This window comes from Streptomyces sp. NBC_00775 (genome assembly GCF_036347135.1).
Taxonomy (GTDB): Bacteria; Actinomycetota; Actinomycetes; order Streptomycetales; family Streptomycetaceae; genus Streptomyces; species Streptomyces lutosisoli.
Genome location: NZ_CP108938.1, coordinates 3,838,960 through 3,861,294, shown reverse-complemented (window position 1 = coordinate 3,861,294; position 22,335 = coordinate 3,838,960). Strand labels below are relative to the sequence as shown.

Here is a 22,335-nt window from a genome sequence, read left to right as displayed (position 1 = left end):
TTACGTTGCTGCCGTTGCTGCTCGGCGTCCTGATGGGCGCGGCTGTCGCGGGCGTCCTCCTGGGCATCCGCATGATCCGCGCCGACGCCAAACTCCCCAGCGACCTCCAGCTCGCCCTGGAGGTCGGCGGAACCCGCGTCTCCAAGGCGGACTCGGCCGTCGACCGACTGGGCATGCGCTTCGCTCCCACGGTCCTGCGTCTGATGGGCCCCCGCAACGTGGACGCCAAGCGCCGCCGCATCGACATGGCGGGCAACCCCGGCGGTCTGACGCTGAACCGCTATGCCGCCCGCCGAGCGGTGTACGGCATCTTCGGCGTCGTACTCGCCTTCGTCTTCTTCTCCAACGGTCAACTCCTCTTCGCCGCCCTCGCGTTGGCGTTCGGACTGCTCGCCGCCGACGCCGCCATCTGGCAGGCCGTCCGGGAACGCAAGGAGGTCATCGACCGCACGCTGCCGGACTTCCTGGACGTGCTGGCGGTCGTGGTCTCGGCGGGCCTCGGCTTCCGCCAGGCCCTGGACCGGGTCGCCGAGAAGTACGAGGGCCCCTGGGCGGACGAGCTCCGCATCACCCTCCGCCAGATGGACATGGGCGTCAGCCGCCGCCAGGCCTTCGACGAGCTCCGCAAGCGCAACTCCTCCGAACAGGTGGCCCAGTTCGTGTCGGCCCTGCAACAGGGCGAGGAGCTCGGCTCCCCGATCGCCGAGACCCTCATCCAACTGGCCACGGACATGCGCCGAACGGACGCCCAGAACGCCCGCCGCCGCGCCGCGAAGACCATCCCCAAGGCGACCATGGTGACCCTCGTCTTCATGCTCCCGGCCACGATGATCCTGATCGCGACGGGAATGTTCCTGGGCTCGGGGACGAACTTCGGCTCGATCCTGGGCCGATGATGAGAGGCCGCGGAATCCACTGGCCGTGGCTGTCCGGGCCGCCACGGCTGCGGCGCCCGTCCCAAGGAGAGCGGCACCCTGCGAGCGCAGGCGAGCGCCACCACCCCGACGGTCACGAATGCGCCGGGCCCCCGGGAACGGAGACCAGCACAGGTTGGCCCCAGGGCGGCGACGCCGGATACCTGGCGGACGACGCCCCCGCCCCCGGCAGCATCCGCCTCCAGCTCAACGCGCTCCAGGCGCTGTGCCGCCAGGCCTTCGCCGTACGCCTCGCGGCGATAGCGATCGGCGCCCCCTTCGCGATGTCGAACGCGACGGACGGCCCACCTCGCTACGCGGTCCTCGCCGCGGCCGTACTCGGCGTCATGGGCTCGTACGCCATGCTCAGGGACTGGGACCGCTTCGGCCCCCGCCTCCTCGCCCACCCGACCCTGATGGCGGTGGACCTGACCTTCGGCGGGATCCTGCTCCTGACGGCGTCCCCCGCATCCCCCCTCGCCTACGCGACGGTCTGCACCCCCCTCCTCGCGGGCCTGCTCTACGGCTGGCGAGGCTCCGGAGTCTTCACGGGCATACAGCTGATCGTCCTCCTGACGGTGTTCAGGGCATGGGACCACCGCCCAGGGGCAGGCGCGAACACCCTGCTCATCGCGGGCTTCTGCATCGGCGCCGGCATCATCGGCGTAACCCTCCGCAACCTGATGTTCCGCTTCGGCACGGCCAGCCAGGCCCTGTCCGAGGCGAACTCCCGTCTGGCCGTCGCCGAGGCCGTGGAGTCCGAACGGGCCCGCCTGGCCCGCGAGATGCACGACTCGGTGGCGAAGACGCTGCACGGCCTGGCCCTGGCGGCGGAGGCACTCGCCGCGTCGGCGGACGCGTCGGACCCGCACACGCTCAAGCGCCAGGCGACGGTGGTGGCGGGCGCGGCACGCAGAGCGGCAACGGAGTCCCGCGCGCTCCTCTCGGACCTACGCCGTCACACGGACCTCACGACTCCCCACGGGGATGTGCTCTCCGAACTGGCGTCCCGTGCCGCAGAGTTCGAGTCGCGCACCCACCTCCCCACGACCCTGATCCACGAGGGCGACCACCCCACCCTCCCCCGCACCACGGCTCACCACGTCCTGGCGATCGTGTCCGAGGCCCTGGAGAACGCCCACCGTCACGCGAACGCCACGCGGGTAACGGTGGAACTGAGCGTCTCCGACACCGAGTTCACGGTGCGTGTCCAGGACGACGGCGTGGGCCTCCCACCCACAGTGACCCTGACCGAGGCGACGGAATCCGGCCACTTCGGCCTGCTGGGCATGACGGAACGAGCCGCCTCCCTGGGCGGACACATCCACCTGAACCCGTCCCCCCAAGGCGGCGCCGAGGTAGCGGTCTCGGTCCCCTTGGTCCACCCCCGCGCACCCTCCACTCCCCTCACCCCCCAAGAGGAGGCCGCACATGCCTGACCAGGCACTTACCGGCCCGCCGCTGCGTGTACTCGTGGCCGACGACAACCCGGTCGTCCGGGCCGGCCTGACCGCGCTGCTCGGCGGCCACCCGGACATCGAGGTAGTCGCGGCGGCGGCGGACGGCGAGGAAGCCGTGGCCTCGGCCACCCGCCTCACCCCCGACGTCGTCCTCTTGGACGTCCGCATGCCCGGCACGGACGGCCTGACCGCACTGCCCGAACTGGCCCGCCTGGCCCCCGTGATGATGCTGACGTACAGCCGCGAACCCGAGGTCGTGGCGGAGGCGCTGCGCCGTGGCGCGTCCGGCTACCTGGTCCACGGCGAGTTCACGGCCGCCGAACTGATCACGGCGGTGCGCGCCCTGCGCCACGGGCGGCCAACTGTCATGAATTCACTCGGAGTTTCGTACGAACCAAACGAAAGCACTTCGCATCTGCAACCATTTATGGCACAGTCGTCAAAGGCTCGACCCGTACCCGCGGCGGGACTCCACCGTCGCGCCCCCAACCAGCCCGACTTCGGCCTGAGTTCAAGGGAGGTGGAGGTGATGGACCTCATCGCGGCCGGCATGAACAACCGCCAAATCGCCGCCACCTGCTTCATCAGCGAGAAGACCGTCAAGAACCACATCAACCGCATCTTCGCAAAGCTGCACAGTTCCTCACGCAGCGAAGCGATCGCCCACTGGCTGGGCACGACCCGCGAGGGGTGGAGCCGGTGACTCCGCCTACGGGAACGAGAAGTTGGGTCCCTGGGCCCACCCGGAGTGAGGGTGTTCTCACGTACGGTGCTCGGGTTGGTGGTGGCGTCGGGTGGGAGGGTTGTGACGATGAGCGGGTTCAGTGGGTGGAGGCGGACCGTTGTCTCTCGGATGCGGGGGCGTGGGCGGGACGCGGGGGCGGGGTTCGTGGAGTATGCGGGCCTGATGATCATCATTGCGGGGATCTTCACGTTGATCGACCAGATCGGCCTGGACGGGCTGATCTCGGGAGCGATCAGGACCGCAGTCACCCAGGTCACTGGCGGCTGATCCGACCGGTCCGCGGCGACCGAGGGCAGACGCTCCCCATTTACATCTGGCTGACGGGGATACTGCTCTTCGCCGCGTTGGCCTTCTTCGTGTTCGCACAAGCAGCGTCCGCCCGCAATGGAGCTCAATCCGCGGCGGACGCTGCGGCGTTGGCGGCCGCTCAGGAATCCCGCGACGAGCTGATGGTGGGCCTGGCGGGGGCCGTCGGCAAGGACGACCAATGGCTGGACTGGCTCGACGGCGACCTGTTCAAGGGTGCGGGAGCGACGGCCGCGGCCGAGCGGCTGGCCGCTGAGAACGACTCGACGGTGCAAGGTGGAGCCGAGCCCACCAATGTGAACGGATTTCCGGGCTACCGAGTGGCCATCGAGACCCGATACACCGTTGGAGACTCGATCATCCCGGGCACGGAGACCACACACGCCAAGGCCCATGCGACGGCGGTCATCGAGCCGCGCTGCACCTTCGCCCCGGACGCGGATCCCAAGAAGCTCGTGGAGCTGGACTGCGGCGGCGATCCCGTCGACATCGATCCCGAAGATTTCAATTCGGACGACCTTCCCGACGCGTCCGTGCTGTTCTCTGTGCATCTGGCCGAGTGAGAGGAAGCCGTACCGATGGATCTCCGGCACACCATGAAGGGCCGCAGGGCAATGGCCGCGATGGCGATCACGACTGGGTTGCTCCTCACGGTGTCTGGGTGCGGCGGAGGAGACGGAGATGGCAAGCCTCAGACGACTTCGTCTACACCCCAGTCCGGCAAGAATGGCGACGGTGGCGCCAGCCAGGCGTCGCAGACGCCGAGTCAGGACCAGGTGCTTGCCGAGGTCAAGGGTGACGACATCACGCTCACGATCACCTCGGCTGTTCGTGACCAGGGCGGGTTCGTGACCGTGAGCGGCAAGGTGAGCAATGGCGGCGGCAAGTTCTGGATCGCTTCGAACTGGCGTGGTGACGAACAAGAGTTGAGCAGGAACGGCGCCTCCATGGCCGGAGCATCCCTGGTCGACAGCAATGGCAAGAAGAAATACCTGGTCCTGCGGGACACCCAAGGACGTTGCCTGTGCACCAAGTTCGACGGTGGCGGCGTGGACGCGGGGCAGTCGGCCGACTGGTTCGCCCAATTCCCCGCCCCGCCCTCCGACACCACCAAGGTCGACTTCCAAGTCGGCTCCATGCCCCCCGCCTCCATCGAAATCTCCGAGGGCTGACCCATGGCCCTACCCCGCCGCACCACCACGACAACGCTCACAGCCGTGGTCGTACTGCTCACCCTCGGCTTCCCCGGCGCCCCGGCGTACGCGGACGACGACCCGAGCGCACCCCCGGGCAGCGTGACGACATCCCCGCCCCCGGAAGTCGACGCCACCAGCCCCGGCCTCAAACTCGCCGACGGCGCCACCCTCGCCCCCGCCAAGGTCCTGGACATCAAGTCGGTGGTGGAGGACCTGGGCGGCGAGGAGCGCCGCGAGGACACCAACTCGGACGTGACGTTCGCGCTGCAAGCAGAGGTGCTCTTCCCCAAGGACAGCTCGAAGCTGAACCCGGACGCCCGTTCCCGTATCCAGGCGATCGCGGACGAGATCAAGGCCCAGAACGCGACGACCGTCCGAGTCTTCGGCTTCACCGACAACCTCGGCTCGTACGCCCACGGCCTGACCCTCTCCAAGAAGCGCGCGGAGGCGGTCCACGACCAACTGGCCGCCGCCCTCGGCTCGACGGACATCACCTTCGAGGTACGCGGCTACAGCGAGGACTACCCGATCGCCGACAACACCTCGGAACAGGGCCGCAGGAAGAACCGCCGGGTGGAGGTGACGTTCCCGCGCGGGGCGTCGAGCGGCGGTACGCAGAGCTGAGTCCCAGACGCAGGGTCTCAGAACTCGCTGCGTAATCTCAGCGAGAATTGCACGGCGGCGGCACCTATGCCACCGCCGTCCAGGCCCCAAGATGCCGCCCGCACGGCAGCTTGGGCTGTTGCGACGCGGGACCCAGTCAGGTGGCGGGCCGGGCGTAGCGCGGGTCCTGGTTGCCGAAGTAGACCACGGTCATGGTCAGTCGGACCGACTGCGCGGTCGGGTTTCGGTACACGTGGGCTCGGTCGCCCCGGATGCGTACGGACCCGCCTTCCGCGACGTGGAACACGGCCCCGCCGACTTCCACGATCAGTTCTCCCTGGTGCAGGTGGATCAACTCGCGCGTGCCGGTGGGATGGGCGTGCGAGCTGATCTCGTCGTGCGGCGCGATGTCGAAATCCCACAGCTCGACGAAGGGCGCCTGCCCGTCGTTGATCAGCAGCCTCGCCTCGCTGGCACGGCCGGCTCGCCGTACGTCGATGTCGGCGGCGGTCGTCACCCGGCCCAGGTCTTCCGGCGGCTCGACGAGCTGTCCGATGGAGATCCCGAGTGTGGCGCAGATACGGGCGACCGTCGCGATGCTGGGATTGGTCTGACCGGTTTCGATCTGCTGGAGCATGCCGCGGCTGACACCGCTGCGAGAGGCCAGGTCTTCCAGGCGCCAGCCGCGCTCGGTTCTTCCCGCCCGCAGATTCGCCGCCAGCGTCGCACTGACCGCCTCTGCTGGATCCGTTGACAACGTGCCGCCTCCGTGACCAGGATGATGCATCTGAATTCCAGGATACTGTATCTGAGGAGGATCAGACATGACGAGCCAGGACCCAGCCACCCACCAGAATGTCCAGTTCTGCCTGGAAGGGATCGGCGTAACCCGGCCCGGCTGGAAGACGCTTGTCGTCGCCGCGGCAGCCGATACCCCGGCCGACCCGCATGAGGTCTGGGCACTCTGGAGCGACCTGGGCAACTGGCCGTCCTGGTCGCCGTTGCACCAGGCCACCGAGTGGACCGGGCCGCCCGGATTCGCGGCGGGTGCGACCTTCGACCAGACGCTCCGCCTCGGTTTTCCCGCCGGGACCACCACCGACCACGTCACCGTCGACATCGCCGAGTCCGCCCACCGCGTCTCCTGGTCCGGCGACGCCAACGGCGTGCGGTCCTGTCATCTGTGGACCTTCACCGCGCGAGCCGGCGGGGGAACCCGGATCGGCAATACCGAGGTATTCGACGGCACAGTCATCGGACTGACCAAGTCGATGCTCGCCTCACGCTGGCGCCGCCAGTTCCAGCAAGCCGTCGACGCACTCGCAAGTAGGGCGGCACCAGTCCGACGTTGAGAGCGTCGCCGGCGCACCGGGTTCACGGGCAGCTACCGCTGACCTTCATCGTCAACGAAGCGCTGCGGCAGGTCGGCTGGCTCGACGAACCTGTCATCCCAGATCACTTCCGTACGCACGACAAGGTCGAGGCCGATCTGGTGCTGGAGGCCTACGACGGGCGCGTTGCGGCTCCTTCGTCGGCGGGTCGTGCTCAATCTGGGCACGCAGAGCTACGCCTTGGACGACAGGGTCCACGTGCTGCCCGTGAGCGCACTCTGGGCCGCTGGGGATCTGGCAGCAAAGTGAGACTGATCTTGCAGGTCGGCCCGTGAGACAGGAGGCGACCGCGCAGGTCAGCGCATCGCTCCATGCCACGGATCGCGAGATCCTGATATGTAGGCGTTTTTGTCAAGTGGGCAGGAGCGTATGGGCTCGTCGGTGCGGGCCGGCCTGGGGGTGGTGTGGCGATCCTGTCCGGGCTCGTCCGAAGGCCCTCCAGGTGGTGTGGGGGTGATTGGCGGATCTGTTCCACTGGGGAAGCCGAAAGTGGCAGGTGGACGGGGCTGGGCGTGGAACAAATCTGCCAATCGCTGGGCTTGTGACGCTTGTTGGAGCCCCCGAGCCCTGGGCCTTCGTCATCCTTGGTTGGCTGCACCACGCCACGGGACGCGACCGTGGAAACGTGCCGGCGAGGTATGCGACGGCAAACGGCGTAGCCGCAGTCGACCGTCTGCAATGACCGAGAGTTGGGTCGTCGATCGCTCGATGCGTGCTGCCTCGTCACATGGCGTGCGGGTCAATCCGTCCTAATTCGCTTAAATCCTGCGGTGGTTGGTGCGATCTTGTCGGAGACCCGCCTGGTGTCCTCAGACGCCCCTTGGATAGCGTTGGTTCGCTTGAGTTACCCCTCACCTCAACGGGAGTCCAGAGTGAACCGCCCCGCCCGGCTCGTGACAGCCGCGCTCACCACATCCGCAGCCCTACTGCTGACCGCCTGTGGATCGGGAGGTGGCGACGACTCGACATCCGACAAGATCAAGGGGGCTGATGCCGACAACAGCACGGCCTCGGCGAGCCCATCCGCTTCGGCCGTGGCCGACGGGGTCAAGCGGCCGGAGATCAAGCTCCCCAGCTCGTTCCAGGCGGACTTCCAGAGCTGGACGAACAGCGACTCCAAGCTCCAGGCGATCCTGAACGACGGACGCGAGGAGTTGCGGTCGAAGTACGCGGCGGTCATCGAGACGGACCCGGATTCGGATGCTGTCGCGTTCTACAACTCGGAAGCCACCCTGGCCTCCGCCCGCACGTGGATCAAGCAGTTCGTCGACGATGACGACACGTTGATCGGGAAGGTCACCGTTTTCGACCCCAAGGTTCTGATCAGCGACTCCGGTTCGGGTGTGCTCTTCTACTGTGTCGACGAGCGCAAGGCATCCACGAAGAATCGCAAGACCGGCAAGATCATCAATACTCCGGACAAGCCCGAGCACGTACTGCAGTACCGGGTCAGGCTGGACAAGAACTCCCAAGGTGTCTGGAGGACCACCTCCCTGACCACCGTTCCGGGGGCGTGTAGCTGATGCGGTCCGTAGCTAAGACATGCGTCCTCCTCGCCGCCTCCGTCTGCGCCACGGGCTTGTCCTCCGCAACGGCCTACGCCATTGGTGAGGACCACGACCAGGCGCCGCTGCCCTCTGGCCCTTCCGGTGGCGCGTCCGGCAGCACGCTGACCGCCAAGGCCACCGCCACCAGCATCAAGGTCACGCAGGTGAGCGGCGGCACCTCGGGAAGCTCCCCCAAGGCGCTCGCCCCGGTGGATCCCAACTGGGAGCCGCCGGCGTGCTGGTACGAACCGGTGGCCACGCCCCAGCAGCTGAAGGCCGCAGTGGACCGGCTCAAGAAGGGTGGGGACCTGGTGCCCGTCACGCCCACGCTCAGCTGGGGTGAGGAGCTGATGGTGGACCACTACGACAAGGGCAAGGCAGAGGCCGGCAGCGGAGAGGGCTACAAGAACTTCAACGTCGGCAAGGACGGCAGGTTCTGGCGCGGGGTGATCAACAAGAACAGGGAGAACGACCCCGAGTCGTCCGTCTGCGAGAACACCCTGTTCTGGCAGAACGCCAACACTCTCCCCGACAACAAACACGCGCCCACCCCGGACGTCCTCGCCGCCTACGCCTACGACAAGATCAAGGTCCCCGAGACCGAGGTCGAGCTGAAGCCCGCGACCAAGTCCATCGTGAACCTGCCCACTTGGGTGTGGCTGGACAAGGGCACCTTCAAAGAGGTCAAGGTCCGGGCCGAGCTGGCCGACGCGGGAGTGTGGGCGGAGACCACCGCGAAGCCGGTTGCCCTGCACCTGAATCCCGGCACCGAAGACGCCGAGACCTACCCCGCGTCCGGCGACTGCAAGATCAACGACGACGGCTCCATCGGCACCCCGTACACCCAGGGCGACGCCGACAAGACTCCGCCGTGCGGCATCACCTACCAGCGGGCGACGAACGGCAAGCCGTACCAGCTGACGGCGTCGATCACTTGGCAGATCTCCTGGGAGGGATCCGGCGGCGCGAAGGGCGACCTACCGGATGGCACATTCGAGACCACCCAGGACATGGCGGTGCAGGAAATCCAGTCCATCAATCGGTAGAGCACGGACGGGGGAACCATGAGCGATCTCTACATAGACAACGCGATGCTGCAGCGTGTCCGTAAGGACCTCGCCCACATCGACGACTTGCTGGAGAAACCGGCCAAGGCGATGGATGCGGTGGATGTGCGCGCCATGGGCGCCTCCGAGTTGGAGAAGCGTATGGACTCCTTCGGCGAGGAGTGGAACTACGGCATCAAGCAGCTGAAGAAGTTCTCGGGGAAGGTGGAGTAGGCCGTCGAGTGCTGGCGGTCAGCGCCATGTCCGAAGTGTGGCGTTCTCCCCACGCGTGCCTCTCTGAAGACCCTGCCGTGATGCTCGGCACGGCCGCCACACATCGTGCCGCCGCCGTCGGCGCCCCCGTCCCACTGGTGACCGGCAGGACCCCGAGTTGCACACCCTCACCAACCCGTGGTCGTCCGTTCGTCAGTTCGCCGCCTTCGCCTACATCGCCGACAGCTTGGCTACCGCTATGACGGGCTGGCTCCCGGCATCTCGGCGGACGAACCGCGCGGGGAGGACACCCCGGAGGCCGGCGGCCCGGATGCCGGAGGAACGGAGCAACAAGCATGAGCACCGTTGCAGAGGCCGAGGGCGATGTGCTGAAGAGACGCGTCCGGTACCCCGTCCTGCTGTCGGTCGGCATCAGCTGCTACGTGCTCGCCGTGATCGCGGGGATGTTCCTCGTGGCGGACGACTTCGGTCCCGGTCTCTTGGTACCCCTGTGGATCGTGCATGGGGTGCTCCTCGTCGTGCTCATCCGGAAACTGGGGGCCAGGGAGTCCAGCGCCTACGCGATGCTCTTCATCGTGTGCACATCCCTGATGTCCGTATACGTCGCCGACGTGGCGCGCGACGACCTCACACTTCAGCAGCGGGGCAGAAAGATCACCGCCACGGTCGTGAAGGAGTGGCGCGACCCGGCGCAGGGGCGCAAGGCCCGTGACTACAACTACGCGCTGGCGCATCGGGACGGCACCGAGGTCCCGGGACCTGCCATGAAAGCGACGTCCGACCTCTACGACGTCGGCCAGGAGGTGACGGTGATCGAGGATCCCGAGGGCGCACTCCGGCCCCAGACTCCGGGCCAGGCGGATGCCACGGGCGATGCACTCGGTTCGGGGGCCTTCGCGCTCGCCGCGCTCGGCGCCGTCGGCTGGATGACATGGCGGGGGTCGGACGCCGCGAGGCGGCGCGACGCACGGAAGCGGCCGGGGGCCATGCGAAAGGTGTACAAGACCGTCACCGGCGATCACTCCACGCAGCAAGAGCAGGAGGAGAAGTTGCGCGAGGCCCTGCACACGTACCCCGCCGACCGCCGTGGCTACATCAAGGTGCACCCCGAGGACTACCCCGACGTGCCGCAGCAGCGGGCCGCCCGGATCGCCTGGGAACTGGGGTTGCGCGCGGAGGCGATGGGCAACCGGGGCTCGTGGCGCTTCGGGGAGACCGTTGTCGAGGAAGTCCCGCACGACTGAGCCCGCGAGGTTCTAGGACTCATCGAGGGGGACGGAAGCAGCTCGTGGACCGAGGTGGTTGGGAGCGGTTGGAGGGGGCGTAGAGGCCAGTGAAAGACGCAGAGATCATCGCCTGCTTCGACGGACGCGGCCGTGCCGAGTTCCTGCTCGGAGGACTCCAAGTCATGGATGGCGACAAAATCACTGCGATCGCCTACGAGTTCGGCTACGACCTCCGGGAGAGCGAAGCCGTGAGCAGGGGCTCGTACCGGATGGTCTACGTGCGGAACGACTCCCCGGAGGTGCGCCGACGCGCCCAGCAGACGCTGGACCGGTTGCGCGCCGGTGGTCCGCTCTTGTCCGTCTGGGTGGGCCCTGGCGCCAGGCCTGGTGCGGTCCTGCCGATCTCGGCAATCGAGGTGGCGTCGATGAGGAGGGGTGTCGAGGCCTACGAGTCCCAAGGGGTGCGGGGATTCGCTGTTTTCGTCGGCTTGCTCAGCCTCGGGTGCTTCGGCCTCGGGTGGGCGCACCGGGACACGCCGGGCGCTGCCCTCGCCGTGGTGGTGATGCTGGGTATCCCGTTGGCGGTGACCGCGGCCTTGACTCCTCGGTGGATGAAGCGCTGGCACGAGAAGAACCGACGGCTGGTACAGCTTTACGACCAGCAGCGGTCAGGGAGAGTGGGGCCACCGCCACCGCCACCGCCACCGCCACCGCCGCCCCCGCCTCCGTCCGGTCCTGCCGAGGGCAGGACCGGTTGACGCGGAGCAAGTGTTGGGCGGTCGCGGGGCTGCGGTCAGAGCAAGTGGTCCGCCTTGCCGGCCTTGGGGACTCGTCGGGGACCCAGCGCTGAAACCGGCTCAGTCGCCTCGCCGGAATTTGGAGAAGGCGCGGCGACGGGGGGCGTCGGGCGTCACGTTCGGGGTGCCCGCGTTGTTCAGGTGGGTGCGATGGCCGGAGGCCGCGAGGGCCATGTCGAGTTCGTCTGCTTCGTGGGTGGAACGAAGTTGCCTGACCGAGAACATGAGCCTGGACGCCCAGCCGAAATTGCCCTCCGCGCACAAGGCGAGCAGGACCTCGCGGATGACCGGCAGTGTTCGCGTCGCGGCCACGAAGTGCGCGTGCCGGGAAACCCAGAGGCGTGGCAGCCCGGGCGCGGCCACCTCCTTGAAGGCGGCCACCAGCTTGCTGTCGGGACATCGCTCGAGGTAGCGGGTTATGGTCAGATCCGCCTCGGCCGAGAGACCCGCCACGAACAGGTCACGCGCATACCCCGGCAACCAGCCGTGATTACCGGGATCATCGGCGACGGCGTTCAGGATCTCGTCGTCGTACGAGGACAGTCCGCGCCGGTGCAGTGCCAGGATCACCTGGGCCGGTGTCCGTCCGGCCTTGACCTCGGCCGTGGCGATCCCGGCGATGACGTGACCGATGTCTTCGCGCGCCTGCGCCTTGTCCAGCTCCTGCATCAGGGCGGCCACCGCCTCCGGTGGGTACTGGAGCCCGATGTCGGTGAGGAGGCTCTGCGCCTGCCCGGCGAGTCCCGCGGCGAGCAGCTCGTCCACCAGGCGCACTACGTCACCGGGTTGCCGGTGCTCGGCGAGCAGCTCCAGCATGCCCGGCGCCAGGTGGTACGACTTCCGTACGGCCTCCGCCAGGGCCGGCACCAGCTCCTCGACGGGGCAGCGCTGCATGGCCCAGACCTGCAGCAGCGACCAGCGACCCCCAACGTCCCGGTGCAGTGGTGAGCCCACGGCCAGCGTCCCCAGGGGCAGGTACTGGGCGGCCTGGTCCAGCGCGTTCTGGAAGTCGGACGGGGAAGCCTCGGCGCGCCACTCTTCCAGCACGTGGCCCAAGTGGCCGGTCTGGGCGACCCGGTCCAGCAGACGCCGCGCACCCGCCTCCCACTTGCCGGACTCCGACGCCTTGAGGACTCTCGTCAGTTCCTTCGCCGGCCGCTGGGCCGCGTGCGAGAGGACCACGGAGGCGGCTTCGTCCAGACGGGCGTCGTACAGGACGTGCTCCCACTCCATGACCAGGGTCATGGATCGACGCGACAGCACCGATTCGAATGCCTTCCACGCGGAGGCGGTCAGCTCGGAGACGGACCCGTTTGCGGGGTCGGGCTCGTGTTCGGAGGCGGGCCCGTATTCCGTCATACCGAGTCTGCGGACCAGCGCGGGCAGACCGGTGGGCGGGCGGGAGTCGAAGGCCGTGAACAGGATCCTGCTGGCGTCCCCGGCACGACCTCGCGCGAGCAGTGTCTGCACGACCTTGGCCATGGTCGCGACCGGGCTGCGCTGTCCCACGCTGTCCAGGGCCCAGCCTCGCGGAGCGCTCTCGTCGTTCAGCCGGCTCAGCAGAAGGACCAAATCGGCGGCGCCACGACAGCGGGTCGCGGTGAAGAGCAGCCTGTGGGCGGCGTCCTGTAAGCCGAAGCCGAACAGGACGTACAAGATGTCCGTCACGTCGGCGATCGGCCGAAACTCGGCCGCCACGTCCGCGGCGAGCAGAGCGTCGTCACGGAGACCGGCACCGTTCAGCTTCCCCACGAGCCGTCCCAGGGAGTCCGGATCGCAGGTCTCCGCGGCGACGACGACGGTCAGCCGTGCCTCGTCGGTGAGTCCCGCTTCGCGCAGTGCCTCCATCAGCAGGCGCACCGCTCCGGCCTTCCTGGACAGGACGGCGCCGCGCAGGAGCTCCGGCACATCGTCTCTCCGGCCCTCGCGCAGCGCGCGTACCGCGTCGATGGTCTGGGCCGTCGGGCGGCCGGTTCCGAGAGCGGCGAGCGCGCGGTCGGCGGCGGTGTCGAGCCCCGCCGTGCGCAGGGACGTGGCCAGGGCCGGGATGTCTTCCAGCGGACGCAGTTCCACCGCGCGCAGGGCGAGGTGTTCGGCGTGCCTCGGGGCTCCGGCGGCGTTCAGTTCGCTCGCGAGGGAGACCACTACGTCGACCGGGCGTTGTTCGCTCACCAGGGGGAGCAGGGCGTCCACGTGCCGGGTCTGACCGGACCGCACCAGGGACATGACGAGGGCACTCAGCTGCCCGGCCGGAAGACTGTGGGCGGCGGCGTTCCGCAGGGTCCGCGCGGCCTCGGTCGCCTCGTTCTCGTGGAGCGTGCCGATCAGCGCGGGAAGGTCCCCGGAGGGGCGGACGGTGGCCGCGATCCCGAGCAGTGCCCGCAACTCCGCGGCTTCCCCGGTGGCGTGCAGGGTCAGGGCGAGGTCGGAGAACTCCTCGGACGGGCGTCCTGCCGCCACGGCCTGCCGCAGTTGCCGGAGGAGGGTGTCCGCCCCGCCCTCGCGCAGCGCCCGCAGCAGCAGCGGCAGGTCGGCCGCGGGACGCCGCAGCGCGACCGACTCCGTCACCGCGTCGCAGTCCAGACCGGCGGCGGAGAGCGCCAGGAGTACGGGCATCACGTCGAAGGCCGATCGGTACGGGTCCAGGACCACGGCCGACACCAAGCTGTGGATCTCGGCCCCGGCCCCGGCATCACGCAGGGCGTTGAGCACTGCGGGCAGATCGTCGTCCGGCCGTTGGCCGAGGACCAGCGCGACCAGCCGCCTCGCCTGCGAGGGCAGCTCCGCGCGACGCAGGGCCGCGAACGCGGTGGCCACCGTCCGCGGTGAGCGACGTGTGGCGACCGTGGCCAGCAGATGCCCCGCCTCGACGTCGTGGCCGCTCCTGGACAATGCCGAGACCAGTGGGGGCAGTTCGTCCGGCGGGCGGAGTCTGGTCCACAGTGCGAGCGCCGTCCTGGCCTCCCGGTCCAGCCACCGGGCGGCGAGTTCGCGGACCAGCCGGACGAAGTCGGTGAACCCGCGCCGCCGTACGGCGGCCTGCAGCAGGACGAGCGAGGCTGCGGCGCCGTCGGACGCGTCCTGGTGCAACAGGCGTACGAGGTCCGTCAGCCGGGGCACGGAAAGGCATCCGGCCGCGGTGTCGAGGACGAGAGCCGCGTCCGAGTCGGCGCCGCTGTCGAGCAGGGCCTGCACCAGTCGGGCCACCTCGGCCGGGTCCCGGGCCGCCGCACGGGCCAGTACCGCGCGGGCGTCCTCGTCGCGGCCGTCGGCCCGCAGGTCCGCCAGGCAGCGCAGGAGACCGGCCGTCGGCCGGGCGGCGATCGCGGTCAACAGCCGCCCGCGATCGGCCGTGCCGCTTCCCGCGGCCTCCAGCGCGGCCACCAGGCCGGGCAGCAGCCGCGCCGGATGGTGCAGGCCACAGTGCGTCAGCACCCGCTCCGCACCGCGCATCAGCCCGGCCGACCGCAATGCCGCCAGCAGGGGAGGCAACGCGTCGGTCGCTTCCCGTACGGCCGCGTACAGAAGCCGCCCGGCCTCATGTCCGAGACCATGGCCGTGAAGGCTCTCCACCAGCTCCACGGTGGCGCGTGCGTCGTACGTCCTCGCGACGCGGGTCAGTACGTCGTGCACGTCGTCCGCGGCCATGCCGAGAAACAGCTCGTCCGGAAGACGGCTCCGCAACCCGGTCTCCAGGACGCGCTGTTCGATTTCGGGGCGCCCGGCACGGTGCAGCGCCCGCCGCAGCTCGCACCACGCGGGCCCGGACCGGAGCAGCGCGCACGCGTCCCAGATCTGTTCCTGGACCGGCACGGGCACCACGTCCGCCAGCTGCACGACGTCACGGGCCGGACCCGTGGCGGCGAAGTCGAGCAGCGGCTCCGTCTCGTGGTGGAGCTGGAACCGGTAGAGGGCCCGGGCGAGCCGGACACCCGGATCCACCTCGGGCTCGGCGACGGCGGACATGGTGTCGGAGACCACGGCCGCGGCAGCCACGGGCCCGGCGGAGGCACCCGGCGAGGGGTGCGGCACGGGCTCGGCCCCGGCGCCCGGCAGCGGGTCGACGATCGGGAACTCGCCCTGGTCCCCGGCCGCGTACACCACCACGCGCAACTGCTGCAGATGGCTCATCTTGCCGTAGCCTCGGTGCAGATCCTCGATGCGGTCCTGGACGTTCTCCTTGAAGCCGCCCAGGTCCAGCGCGCCCGGGTGGCGCAGCAGTACGTCGCGCACCGCACGCGAGAAGAGGCTGAAGGACTCGCCGGGCCGGGTGCCGCAGTCGACTCCGTCGCGGACCTGGTCGCCCGGAGTCACGAACCGGGCCAGCTGGCCGGGGGAGCAGGCGTACACGTACGCGACCTTGCGCCGCAGCTCACGGTCGACCTTGCGGCGTCCCCAGCTCGTGAGGCCCGTGAGGCCCTGGGAGTCCCGCTCGATTCCCTCCCGGCAGGCGTCGACCAGGATCACGATGTGTTCGGCGAGCGATCTCTCCAGGTCACGCTTCCAGTCGATGGCGACACAGCCCTGCTCGAAGGGTTCGAGCTCCAGATGCGCGTCCTCGGGAACGAAGTAGTCCTGTCCCTCGGCGTGCACGCCATGGCCGCTGAGACAGGCGAGCAGGGAGTCGCCGGCCCGGGCCCTCTTGAGGAAACGGCCCATCTCGACATTGACGAAGGTGGTGCCGACCTGCCGCTTGGGTCTCGGGACGCTCACTTCGAAGCCGCGCCGTTCGAGCGCCTCGCCGAGTGCGGCCATGTCGTCCGGGATGAAGGGCAGGGGCGCGATCCCGGGAGAGTCGTAGTCACTCGCTCCGATCAGGAGCGCTCTCTTTCGTGCCATCGGGGGCCGGACCGCGGCTACTGCCGGGAGACCAGTGAGACGGCCCGTGTGTCCGTCACGGCTGTCCCGCCCCCGGGCCCGACGTCGTGCTCGCTCAACTTTCCCCCCACGCACGGAACTTCACACGAACAGCGCAGTGGTCCTCAGCGTATCCCTTCGGCGGGCCCGCCGGATCCTGGTTGACTGGGCACACCCTTGTGTGCCCCTGCCTACGAGACGACATCGGCGAGGTCCGTCATGCGAAAGATCATCCTGATGATGTCGGTGTCCCTCGACGGATACATCGAAGGCCCGAACCGCGAGATCGACTGGCATCAGGTCGACGCCGAACTGCACGGACACTTCAACCGGGAGATCCGGAAAATGGGCGCCCTGATGCAGGGCCGGGTGACGTACGAGCTGTTGGCCGGGTACTGGCCGACGGCCGACAAGGACCCGGAGAGCACGCCCGAGGTGGTCGAGTTCGCCGAGATCTGGCGGAACATCCCCAAGGTGGTGTTCTCGCGGACGCTGCACCACGCCGATGGGCACACCACCATCGTGCGGGAGGTCGTGCCCGAGGAGATCCGGGCCCTGAAGGAGCAGCCCGGCGGGGATCTGGGGCTCGGCGGGGCCGATCTCACCGCCGAGCTCATGCGGCACGATCTCGTCGATGAGTTCTGGGTGTACGTCCATCCCGTGCTGATCGGACGAGGCAAGCCGCTCTTCCCGGATGCGGACGCCCTGACGCGGCTCCGGCTCGTCGAGGCCCGGGTCTTCGGCAACGGTGTCGCGCAGCTGCGGTACGAGCGTGCCGGCAGCGGGGTCGGGGAGTGAACGGGGCTGAGGAGTAAAGAAGTTGTCCGGCGGGCGGCCGGTCGGTAGGAAGGCCGTATGACTGCTCTCGGCGTTGTGTTCCGGCCCCAACTGCCTCCCGAGCGACTGCGTGCCCTCGCGCGTGCGGCGGAGGACTCCGGCCTCGAAGAGCTGTGGCTGTGGGAGGACTGCTTCCTCGAAGGCGGGATCTCCGCCGCGGCGGCCGCGCTCGCCTGGACCGAACGGCTGAAGGTCGGGGTGGGACTCCTGCCCGTTCCGCTGCGCAACGTCGCCGTCACCGCGATGGAGGCCGCCACGCTGCACCGGCTGTTCCCGGGGCGGGCCACCGTGGGCGTGGGCCACGGCGTACAGGACTGGATGGGGCAGGTCGGGGCGCGGGCCGAGTCGCCCGTGACGTTGCTGCGCGAGCACCTCGACGCGTTGCGCGCGCTGCTGCGGGGCGAGCGGGTCACCGTCAGCGGACGGTACGTGAAGCTCGACGAGGTCGCCCTCGACTGGCCGCCGGCCGGGGCTCCCGAGGTCCTCACCGGCGCCACCGGGCCCCGTACACTCCGGCTCTCCGGCGAAGCCGCCGACGGCACCATCCTCACCGCCTCCACCGCGCCCGAGGGGGTGCGGCGGGCCCGCCAACTCATCGACGAGGGGCGGGAGGCGGCGGGCAGGACCGACCGGCATCGCGTGGTCGTCTACCTCCACACCGCCAGCGGGCCCGACGCCGCCGCCCGGCTGCGCGCCGAGATCGAGGCCAACGGGGAGGATCCGGTCCCGGAGCACGGGGTCGCCGGTGACGCGGGTGCCGTCGCCAAGGCCGTCCAGCGCCTTGTGGACGCCGGCGCCGACACCGTCGTCCTCCAGCCCACCGCCGACGAACCGGATCCCGAGGGGTTCGTACGGTTCGTGGCTGAAGAGGTGCGTCCACTGGTCCCCTGATGCCGGTGGACGGTGAGTGTCAGTGGGCGGTGCCAGACTCGGTGAGCATGGATGAGGACGTACGTCTGAGGGATGTGGCCGAAGCCGACCTGGAGCCGTTCTACCAGCAGCAGCTGGACGCGGAGGCGGTGCGGCGTTCGAGGTTCCCCTCCCGGGAACGCGAGGCCTTCATGACCCACTGGGTCACGCGTGTCCTCGGCAACAGCACCGGCTTCGTGCAGACGGTCACCGTCGACGGCGAACCGGCCGGGAACATCGTCGCCTGGTGGGAGGACGGGCAGCGCTTCCTCGGGTACTGGTTCGGCCGTCCCTACTGGGGCCGCGGCATCGGCACCCGGGCCCTCGCCCTCTTTCTGCCCGCCGAGAAGAACCGGCCCCTGTACGCCGAGGTGTTCACCGGCAACACCGCCTCGATACGCCTCCTGGAACGGCACGGCTTCGAGCGCTCGCAGACGGTACGCCACGGGGACGACGAGCACGTCCTGCTCGTACTCGACCCATGACCACGCCTGCCCTCCTCACCCCCCTGGCGCCCCAACTGGTCGGCAACCAGGGCGGTGACGGCTCGGCCGCGCCGGCACGGCGGTGCCTGAGTGCCGACGGTCTCCTCGACGCCCCCACGGCGGAGGCCGCGTACCGCCTGGTGTTCCCGTATCTGCCCCGGCGACCCGATCACCGGCTGCCTCGACGACCCGGACCCGATCACCCGGGCCGGTGATCCCCCGTCCCCCCGTCGATCAGCTCCCGCACGATGTCCATGTGTCCCGCGTGCCGCGCCGTCTCCTCGACCATGTGGATCAGGACCCAGCGCAGGGAAACCGTCGTGCCGCTCCACGACGTGCCCAGGTCGTCGAGCGACAGTTCGGAGATGGTGCGGTCGGCGGTGGCGCGGGCGCGGCCGTAGAACTCGACGATCCGGGCCGTCGTCTCGCCGGGCCCCGCGCTCATGTCCTCCCCGGTGAACGGGTCGAACCACAGCGGTTCGACCTCCCTCCCGAAGGTCGAGCAGAACCAGCTGTACTCGACGGACGCGAGATGCTTCACCAGGCCCAGCAGGTTCGTGCCCGACGGGGTCATCACCCGTCGTACCTGTTCGTCGTCGAGGCCGTCCAGCTTCCACAGCACCGCGTCCCGATGCCGGTCGAGGCTCGCGTGCAGAATCTCCTTCTCGCCCCCGGTGTACGGCACCCGGGCACCCCCTGGATTCGTCGTCATGGGCGGAACGTAGCAGCGGGCACCGACAACGCCCGCCGGGGGAAAACGCCTCGCCTCCCCTCGGCGGGAGTTGAGAAGATCCGCCCATGGCCACCACCCGTACCTTCGAAGACCTCGTCGCCGAAGCCGAGGCCGTGTCCGTCGACGGCTGGGACTTCTCCTGGTTCGAGGGCCGGGCCACCGAGGAGCGGCCCTCGTGGGGGTACGCGCGGGCGATGGGGGAGCGGCTGGCCCGCGCGTCCGCCGCGCTCGACATCCAGACCGGCGGCGGCGAAGTCCTCGGCTCCGCCCCGCGGTTGCCTTCGCTCACCGTCGCCACCGAGGGCTGGCCGCCGAACGCCGCCAGGGCCACCGCCCTGCTCCACCCGCGCGGCGCCGTGGTCCTCGCCTCCCCGGAGGACGCGCCGCTGCCGTTCGCGGACGAGGCGTTCGACCTGGTCACCAGTCGGCACCCCGTCCACACCTACTGGGACGAGGTCGCCCGCGTGCTGCGCCCCGGCGGCCGCTACTTCTCCCAGCAGGTCGGCCCGGCCAGCGTCTTCGAGCTCGTGGAGTACTTCCTGGGCCCGCAGCCGGAGGAGGCCAGGAACGGCCGCCACCCCGACCGCGCCCGCGCCGCCGCCGAAGCCGCCGGGCTCGACATCGTCGACCTCCGCTCGGAGCGGCTCCGCATCGAGTTCCACGACATCGGAGCCGTCGTCCACTTCCTGCGCAAGGTGATCTGGATGGTCCCCGGCTTCACCGTCGACGAGTACCGTCCCCAGCTCCGCGCCCTGCACGAGCGGATCGAGGCGAAGGGCCCGTTCGTCGCCCACAGCACCCGCTTCCTGATCGAGGCGAGCAAGCCACGGAACGATTGACCGAAAACATCCCAATGGGGCGCCCTTTGCGTGAGATGGCCGTCCGTATGGCGGGCGTGCGCCAGGCATCACGGCGCACATCTCCACAGGGTTTCCACATCGTTATCGAGGGCCACTCGCCTGGGCTGTTCGCCTCACGTAAGTTCAGACCAAGGTAATTCGCGTGAGCAAAGCTGCGCGTGTGGCACCGCGCAGTGGAGGGGGCTGCGCGGTGCTGCGTCCGTTTTCTGACGTGGCATCACGCGTCGTGGACCGTCACCCGCACCCCGCGCCGCACACCCCAGCGCTCCATCGCCCCGGCCTCCGCCTCCAGGACCCGCCGGGCCCGCGGGCGCGGCAGCCCCACCCGGCCCGGACGCATCGTCCGCACCGCCAGGACCCGCGACTTCCGGTCCAGATAGGCGACGTCGATCGCGAACCGCATCCCCAGGGTGTGCACCGAGCTCGCCGGTTCCAGCAGCAGCGCCCCCTCGATTCCGTCGCGGCCCAGCAGCCCGAGCCGCCGGGCGCGCGCCGAACCGGCGACTTCCAGTGGCACCGGACCGGGCGTCCCGGGAGTGGTGAACGTGGCCATGGCTGCGAAGTTAGCGGCGGCGTCAAGCGGGCGTTCGGCGCGCGGGTCACCCGCCTGGAGTACGTCCGGGCGAGTCGGCGAGGAAAACCCAATCGGGCGCAAACCCATCAGATCTCCCCGGATCCTCCGCGATTTCCTTGGAATCAGCTGTGATTCAGCCATGATCGGGCCCTGAATCGGGGCTTCCGCGCCCATCGGGGCGTTGTCGGACGACTCCGGAGAGTAGTTGTGGCACGCCGATGCACGCAGCATCACTTACGAAGGGTTATGGTGGAAACCCCCCCTCGGGCCGGTCCGTCTCCCCCCCACGGACCGGCCCGTTTTTTCTGCCCGCACGCGGTGGCCCGACGGGCGCCCCCGTGCGCCCCCCAGCCCCACGGGCCCCGACCGGCACCGGCCCCGGTGACTCAGCGCCGACCGGCGGCCGACGGCCGCCGGTCCCAGGCCGGCTCACCGGCCGGTCTCAGCTCCGACCGGCCCAGATGTTCGTGCCCGGCGTCGACACCGCGAACGTGTCGATCTCCTTCAGCTCCTCGTCCGTGAGCTTCGGCGCCGCCAGCGCCGCCACGTTCTCCTCCAGCTGCGCCACGCTGGACGCGCCGATGAGCGCGGAGGTCATCCGCTCGTCGCGCAGCACCCAGGTGAGCGCGAGCTGGGCGAGCGACTGGCCGCGGCGGGCCGCGATGTCGTTCAGCCCGTTCAGCCGCCGTACGACCTCCTCGCTCAGCAGGTCCGGGTCCAGCGACTTGCCCTGTGTGGCGCGCGAACCCTCCGGGATGCCCTTGAGGTACTTGCCCGTCAGCAGGCCCTGCGCGAGCGGCACGAAGGAGATGCAGCCCATGCCGGCCGCCTCCAGGGTGTCGAGCAGGGCGTCGTCCTCGGTCCAGCGGTTGATCATCGAGTACGAGGGCTGGTGGATCAGCGGACGTACACCCATCTCGGTGAGGATCCGCGCCGCCTCGGCGGTCTGCTCGCTGCTGTACGACGACACACCCACGTACAGCGCCTTGCCCTGCTGGACGGCGGACGCGAGCGCGCCCATCGTCTCTTCCAGCGGAGTGTGCGGGTCGAAGCGGTGCGAGTAGAAGATGTCCACGTAGTCGACGCCCATCCGCTTCAGCGAGGCGTCCAGGGACGACGTCAGGTACTTGCGGGAGCCCCATTCGCCGTACGGGCCGGGGTGCATGAGGTAGCCCGCCTTGGTCGAGATGAGCAGTTCATCCCGGTATGGCGCGAAGTCCTGCTGCAGCAGCTTGCCGAAGTTGAGCTCAGCGGAGCCGGGCGGCGGGCCGTAGTTGTTCGCCAGGTCGAAGTGCGTGACGCCCAGATCGAAGGCGCGGCGCAGGATCGCGCGCTGGGAGTCCAGGGAGCGGTCGTCGCCGAAGTTGTGCCACAGGCCGAGCGAGACGGCGGGCAGCTTGAGACCGCTGCGGCCCGTCCGCCGGTATTCCATCGAGTCGTACCGCTCCGTTGTGGCGCGGTATACAGGCATGTCGTTCATGCACACGAAACTACGACAGGCCACTGACACCCCATAGCAACGCCCTAGTTTTCCGGGGGTAGGCTTCGCCCCGGGGGGACCGCCATACGGACAGGGACTGCCCTCTGCGGCGCCTGTCTGATCCGCACGGAGGGG

22 protein-coding genes are annotated in these 22,335 nt (G+C 69.3%); 17 read left to right on the top strand and 5 right to left on the bottom strand.

All coding sequences use genetic code 11. From position 1 onward, the window contains the following. The first annotated feature begins 5 nt into the window (after positions 1-5). The 6 genes from OIC96_RS17080 to OIC96_RS17050 all read left to right on the top strand — a co-directional run bounded on the left by OIC96_RS17080 (position 6) and on the right by OIC96_RS17050 (position 5,245). Positions 6-896, top strand: a complete 891-nt coding sequence (locus OIC96_RS17080) for a DUF5936 domain-containing protein (RefSeq protein ID WP_406502037.1) — start codon at positions 6-8, stop codon at positions 894-896. Beyond that, positions 893-2,353, top strand: a complete 1,461-nt coding sequence (locus OIC96_RS17075) for a sensor histidine kinase (RefSeq protein WP_330307004.1) — start codon at positions 893-895, stop codon at positions 2,351-2,353. Before OIC96_RS17080 ends, OIC96_RS17075 begins: the two co-directional genes overlap by 4 nt. Beyond that, a complete protein-coding gene (locus OIC96_RS17070; RefSeq protein ID WP_330307005.1) occupies positions 2,346-3,077 on the top strand; it encodes a response regulator transcription factor in 732 nt (243 codons plus the stop codon). Before OIC96_RS17075 ends, OIC96_RS17070 begins: the two co-directional genes overlap by 8 nt. Positions 3,078-3,463: 386 nt before the next feature. Further along, entirely contained in the window at positions 3,464-3,988 is a 525-nt protein-coding gene (locus tag OIC96_RS17060) for a hypothetical protein (protein ID WP_406502038.1), read from the top strand. Between the two features lie 15 nt (positions 3,989-4,003). After that, positions 4,004-4,597, top strand: a complete 594-nt coding sequence (locus tag OIC96_RS17055) for a hypothetical protein (protein ID WP_330307007.1) — start codon at positions 4,004-4,006, stop codon at positions 4,595-4,597. 3 nt (positions 4,598-4,600) lie between these two features. Continuing rightward, the gene (locus OIC96_RS17050; protein ID WP_330307008.1) at positions 4,601-5,245 is read left to right on the top strand and encodes an OmpA family protein; all 645 of its coding nucleotides are present in this window, start codon (positions 4,601-4,603) and stop codon (positions 5,243-5,245) included. Between the two features lie 136 nt (positions 5,246-5,381). Here OIC96_RS17050 and OIC96_RS17045 read toward each other — a convergent pair whose 3' ends face one another. Beyond that, a complete protein-coding gene (locus tag OIC96_RS17045) occupies positions 5,382-5,981 on the bottom strand; it encodes a helix-turn-helix domain-containing protein (RefSeq protein ID WP_330307009.1) in 600 nt (199 codons plus the stop codon). 67 nt (positions 5,982-6,048) lie between these two features. Between OIC96_RS17045 and OIC96_RS17040 the strand changes: the two genes are divergently transcribed. From OIC96_RS17040 to OIC96_RS17015, 6 genes are all read left to right on the top strand, one after another. Then, positions 6,049-6,576, top strand: a complete 528-nt coding sequence (locus OIC96_RS17040; protein WP_330307010.1) for an SRPBCC family protein — start codon at positions 6,049-6,051, stop codon at positions 6,574-6,576. Positions 6,577-7,487: 911 nt separating this feature from the next. After that, positions 7,488-8,138: a hypothetical protein gene (locus OIC96_RS17035; protein ID WP_330307011.1), complete on the top strand. Its 651-nt coding sequence runs from the start codon at positions 7,488-7,490 to the stop codon at positions 8,136-8,138. Continuing rightward, complete coding sequence (locus OIC96_RS17030; RefSeq protein ID WP_330307012.1) at positions 8,138-9,208, top strand: hypothetical protein; 1,071 nt, start codon at positions 8,138-8,140, stop codon at positions 9,206-9,208. Before OIC96_RS17035 ends, OIC96_RS17030 begins: the two co-directional genes overlap by 1 nt. A gap of 18 nt (positions 9,209-9,226) precedes the next feature. Further along, complete coding sequence (locus OIC96_RS17025; RefSeq protein WP_330307013.1) at positions 9,227-9,442, top strand: hypothetical protein; 216 nt, start codon at positions 9,227-9,229, stop codon at positions 9,440-9,442. Positions 9,443-9,777: 335 nt separating this feature from the next. Further along, the gene (locus OIC96_RS17020; protein ID WP_330307014.1) at positions 9,778-10,686 is read left to right on the top strand and encodes a hypothetical protein; all 909 of its coding nucleotides are present in this window, start codon (positions 9,778-9,780) and stop codon (positions 10,684-10,686) included. 89 nt (positions 10,687-10,775) lie between these two features. Further along, a complete protein-coding gene (locus OIC96_RS17015; RefSeq protein ID WP_330307015.1) occupies positions 10,776-11,426 on the top strand; it encodes a hypothetical protein in 651 nt (216 codons plus the stop codon). Positions 11,427-11,525: 99 nt separating this feature from the next. On the opposite strand, the gene OIC96_RS17010 is transcribed toward OIC96_RS17015, so the two are convergent. Continuing rightward, the gene (locus OIC96_RS17010; RefSeq protein ID WP_330307016.1) at positions 11,526-16,304 is read right to left on the bottom strand and encodes a hypothetical protein; all 4,779 of its coding nucleotides are present in this window, start codon (positions 16,302-16,304) and stop codon (positions 11,526-11,528) included. A 237-nt stretch (positions 16,305-16,541) separates the two neighbouring features. On the opposite strand from OIC96_RS17010, the gene OIC96_RS17005 reads away from it, so the two are divergent. The 4 genes from OIC96_RS17005 to OIC96_RS16990 are packed head-to-tail and all read left to right on the top strand — an operon-like array spanning position 16,542 to position 18,768. After that, positions 16,542-17,120, top strand: coding sequence for a dihydrofolate reductase family protein (locus OIC96_RS17005; RefSeq protein ID WP_330307017.1), 579 nt, complete (start codon positions 16,542-16,544; stop codon positions 17,118-17,120). Positions 17,121-17,177: 57 nt separating this feature from the next. Further along, complete coding sequence (locus OIC96_RS17000; RefSeq protein ID WP_330307018.1) at positions 17,178-18,050, top strand: LLM class flavin-dependent oxidoreductase; 873 nt, start codon at positions 17,178-17,180, stop codon at positions 18,048-18,050. Between the two features lie 47 nt (positions 18,051-18,097). Further along, complete coding sequence (locus OIC96_RS16995; protein ID WP_330307019.1) at positions 18,098-18,553, top strand: GNAT family N-acetyltransferase; 456 nt, start codon at positions 18,098-18,100, stop codon at positions 18,551-18,553. Next, entirely contained in the window at positions 18,550-18,768 is a 219-nt protein-coding gene (locus OIC96_RS16990; protein ID WP_330307020.1) for a hypothetical protein, read from the top strand. Before OIC96_RS16995 ends, OIC96_RS16990 begins: the two co-directional genes overlap by 4 nt. On the opposite strand, the gene OIC96_RS16985 is transcribed toward OIC96_RS16990, so the two are convergent. After that, positions 18,753-19,265: a DinB family protein gene (locus tag OIC96_RS16985; RefSeq protein ID WP_330307021.1), complete on the bottom strand. Its 513-nt coding sequence runs from the start codon at positions 19,263-19,265 to the stop codon at positions 18,753-18,755. The genes OIC96_RS16990 and OIC96_RS16985 overlap by 16 nt on opposite strands. An 86-nt stretch (positions 19,266-19,351) precedes the next feature. On the opposite strand from OIC96_RS16985, the gene OIC96_RS16980 reads away from it, so the two are divergent. Then, a complete protein-coding gene (locus tag OIC96_RS16980) occupies positions 19,352-20,125 on the top strand; it encodes a class I SAM-dependent methyltransferase (RefSeq protein ID WP_330307022.1) in 774 nt (257 codons plus the stop codon). A gap of 238 nt (positions 20,126-20,363) precedes the next feature. Here OIC96_RS16980 and OIC96_RS16975 read toward each other — a convergent pair whose 3' ends face one another. Then, positions 20,364-20,699 carry a DUF192 domain-containing protein gene (locus OIC96_RS16975; RefSeq protein ID WP_330307023.1) on the bottom strand — a complete coding sequence of 112 codons (336 nt, stop codon included), beginning with the start codon at positions 20,697-20,699 and terminating at the stop codon, positions 20,364-20,366. A gap of 463 nt (positions 20,700-21,162) precedes the next feature. After that, entirely contained in the window at positions 21,163-22,200 is a 1,038-nt protein-coding gene (gene mgrA / locus OIC96_RS16970; RefSeq protein ID WP_330307024.1) for an L-glyceraldehyde 3-phosphate reductase, read from the bottom strand. Positions 22,201-22,335: the final 135 nt, after the last annotated feature.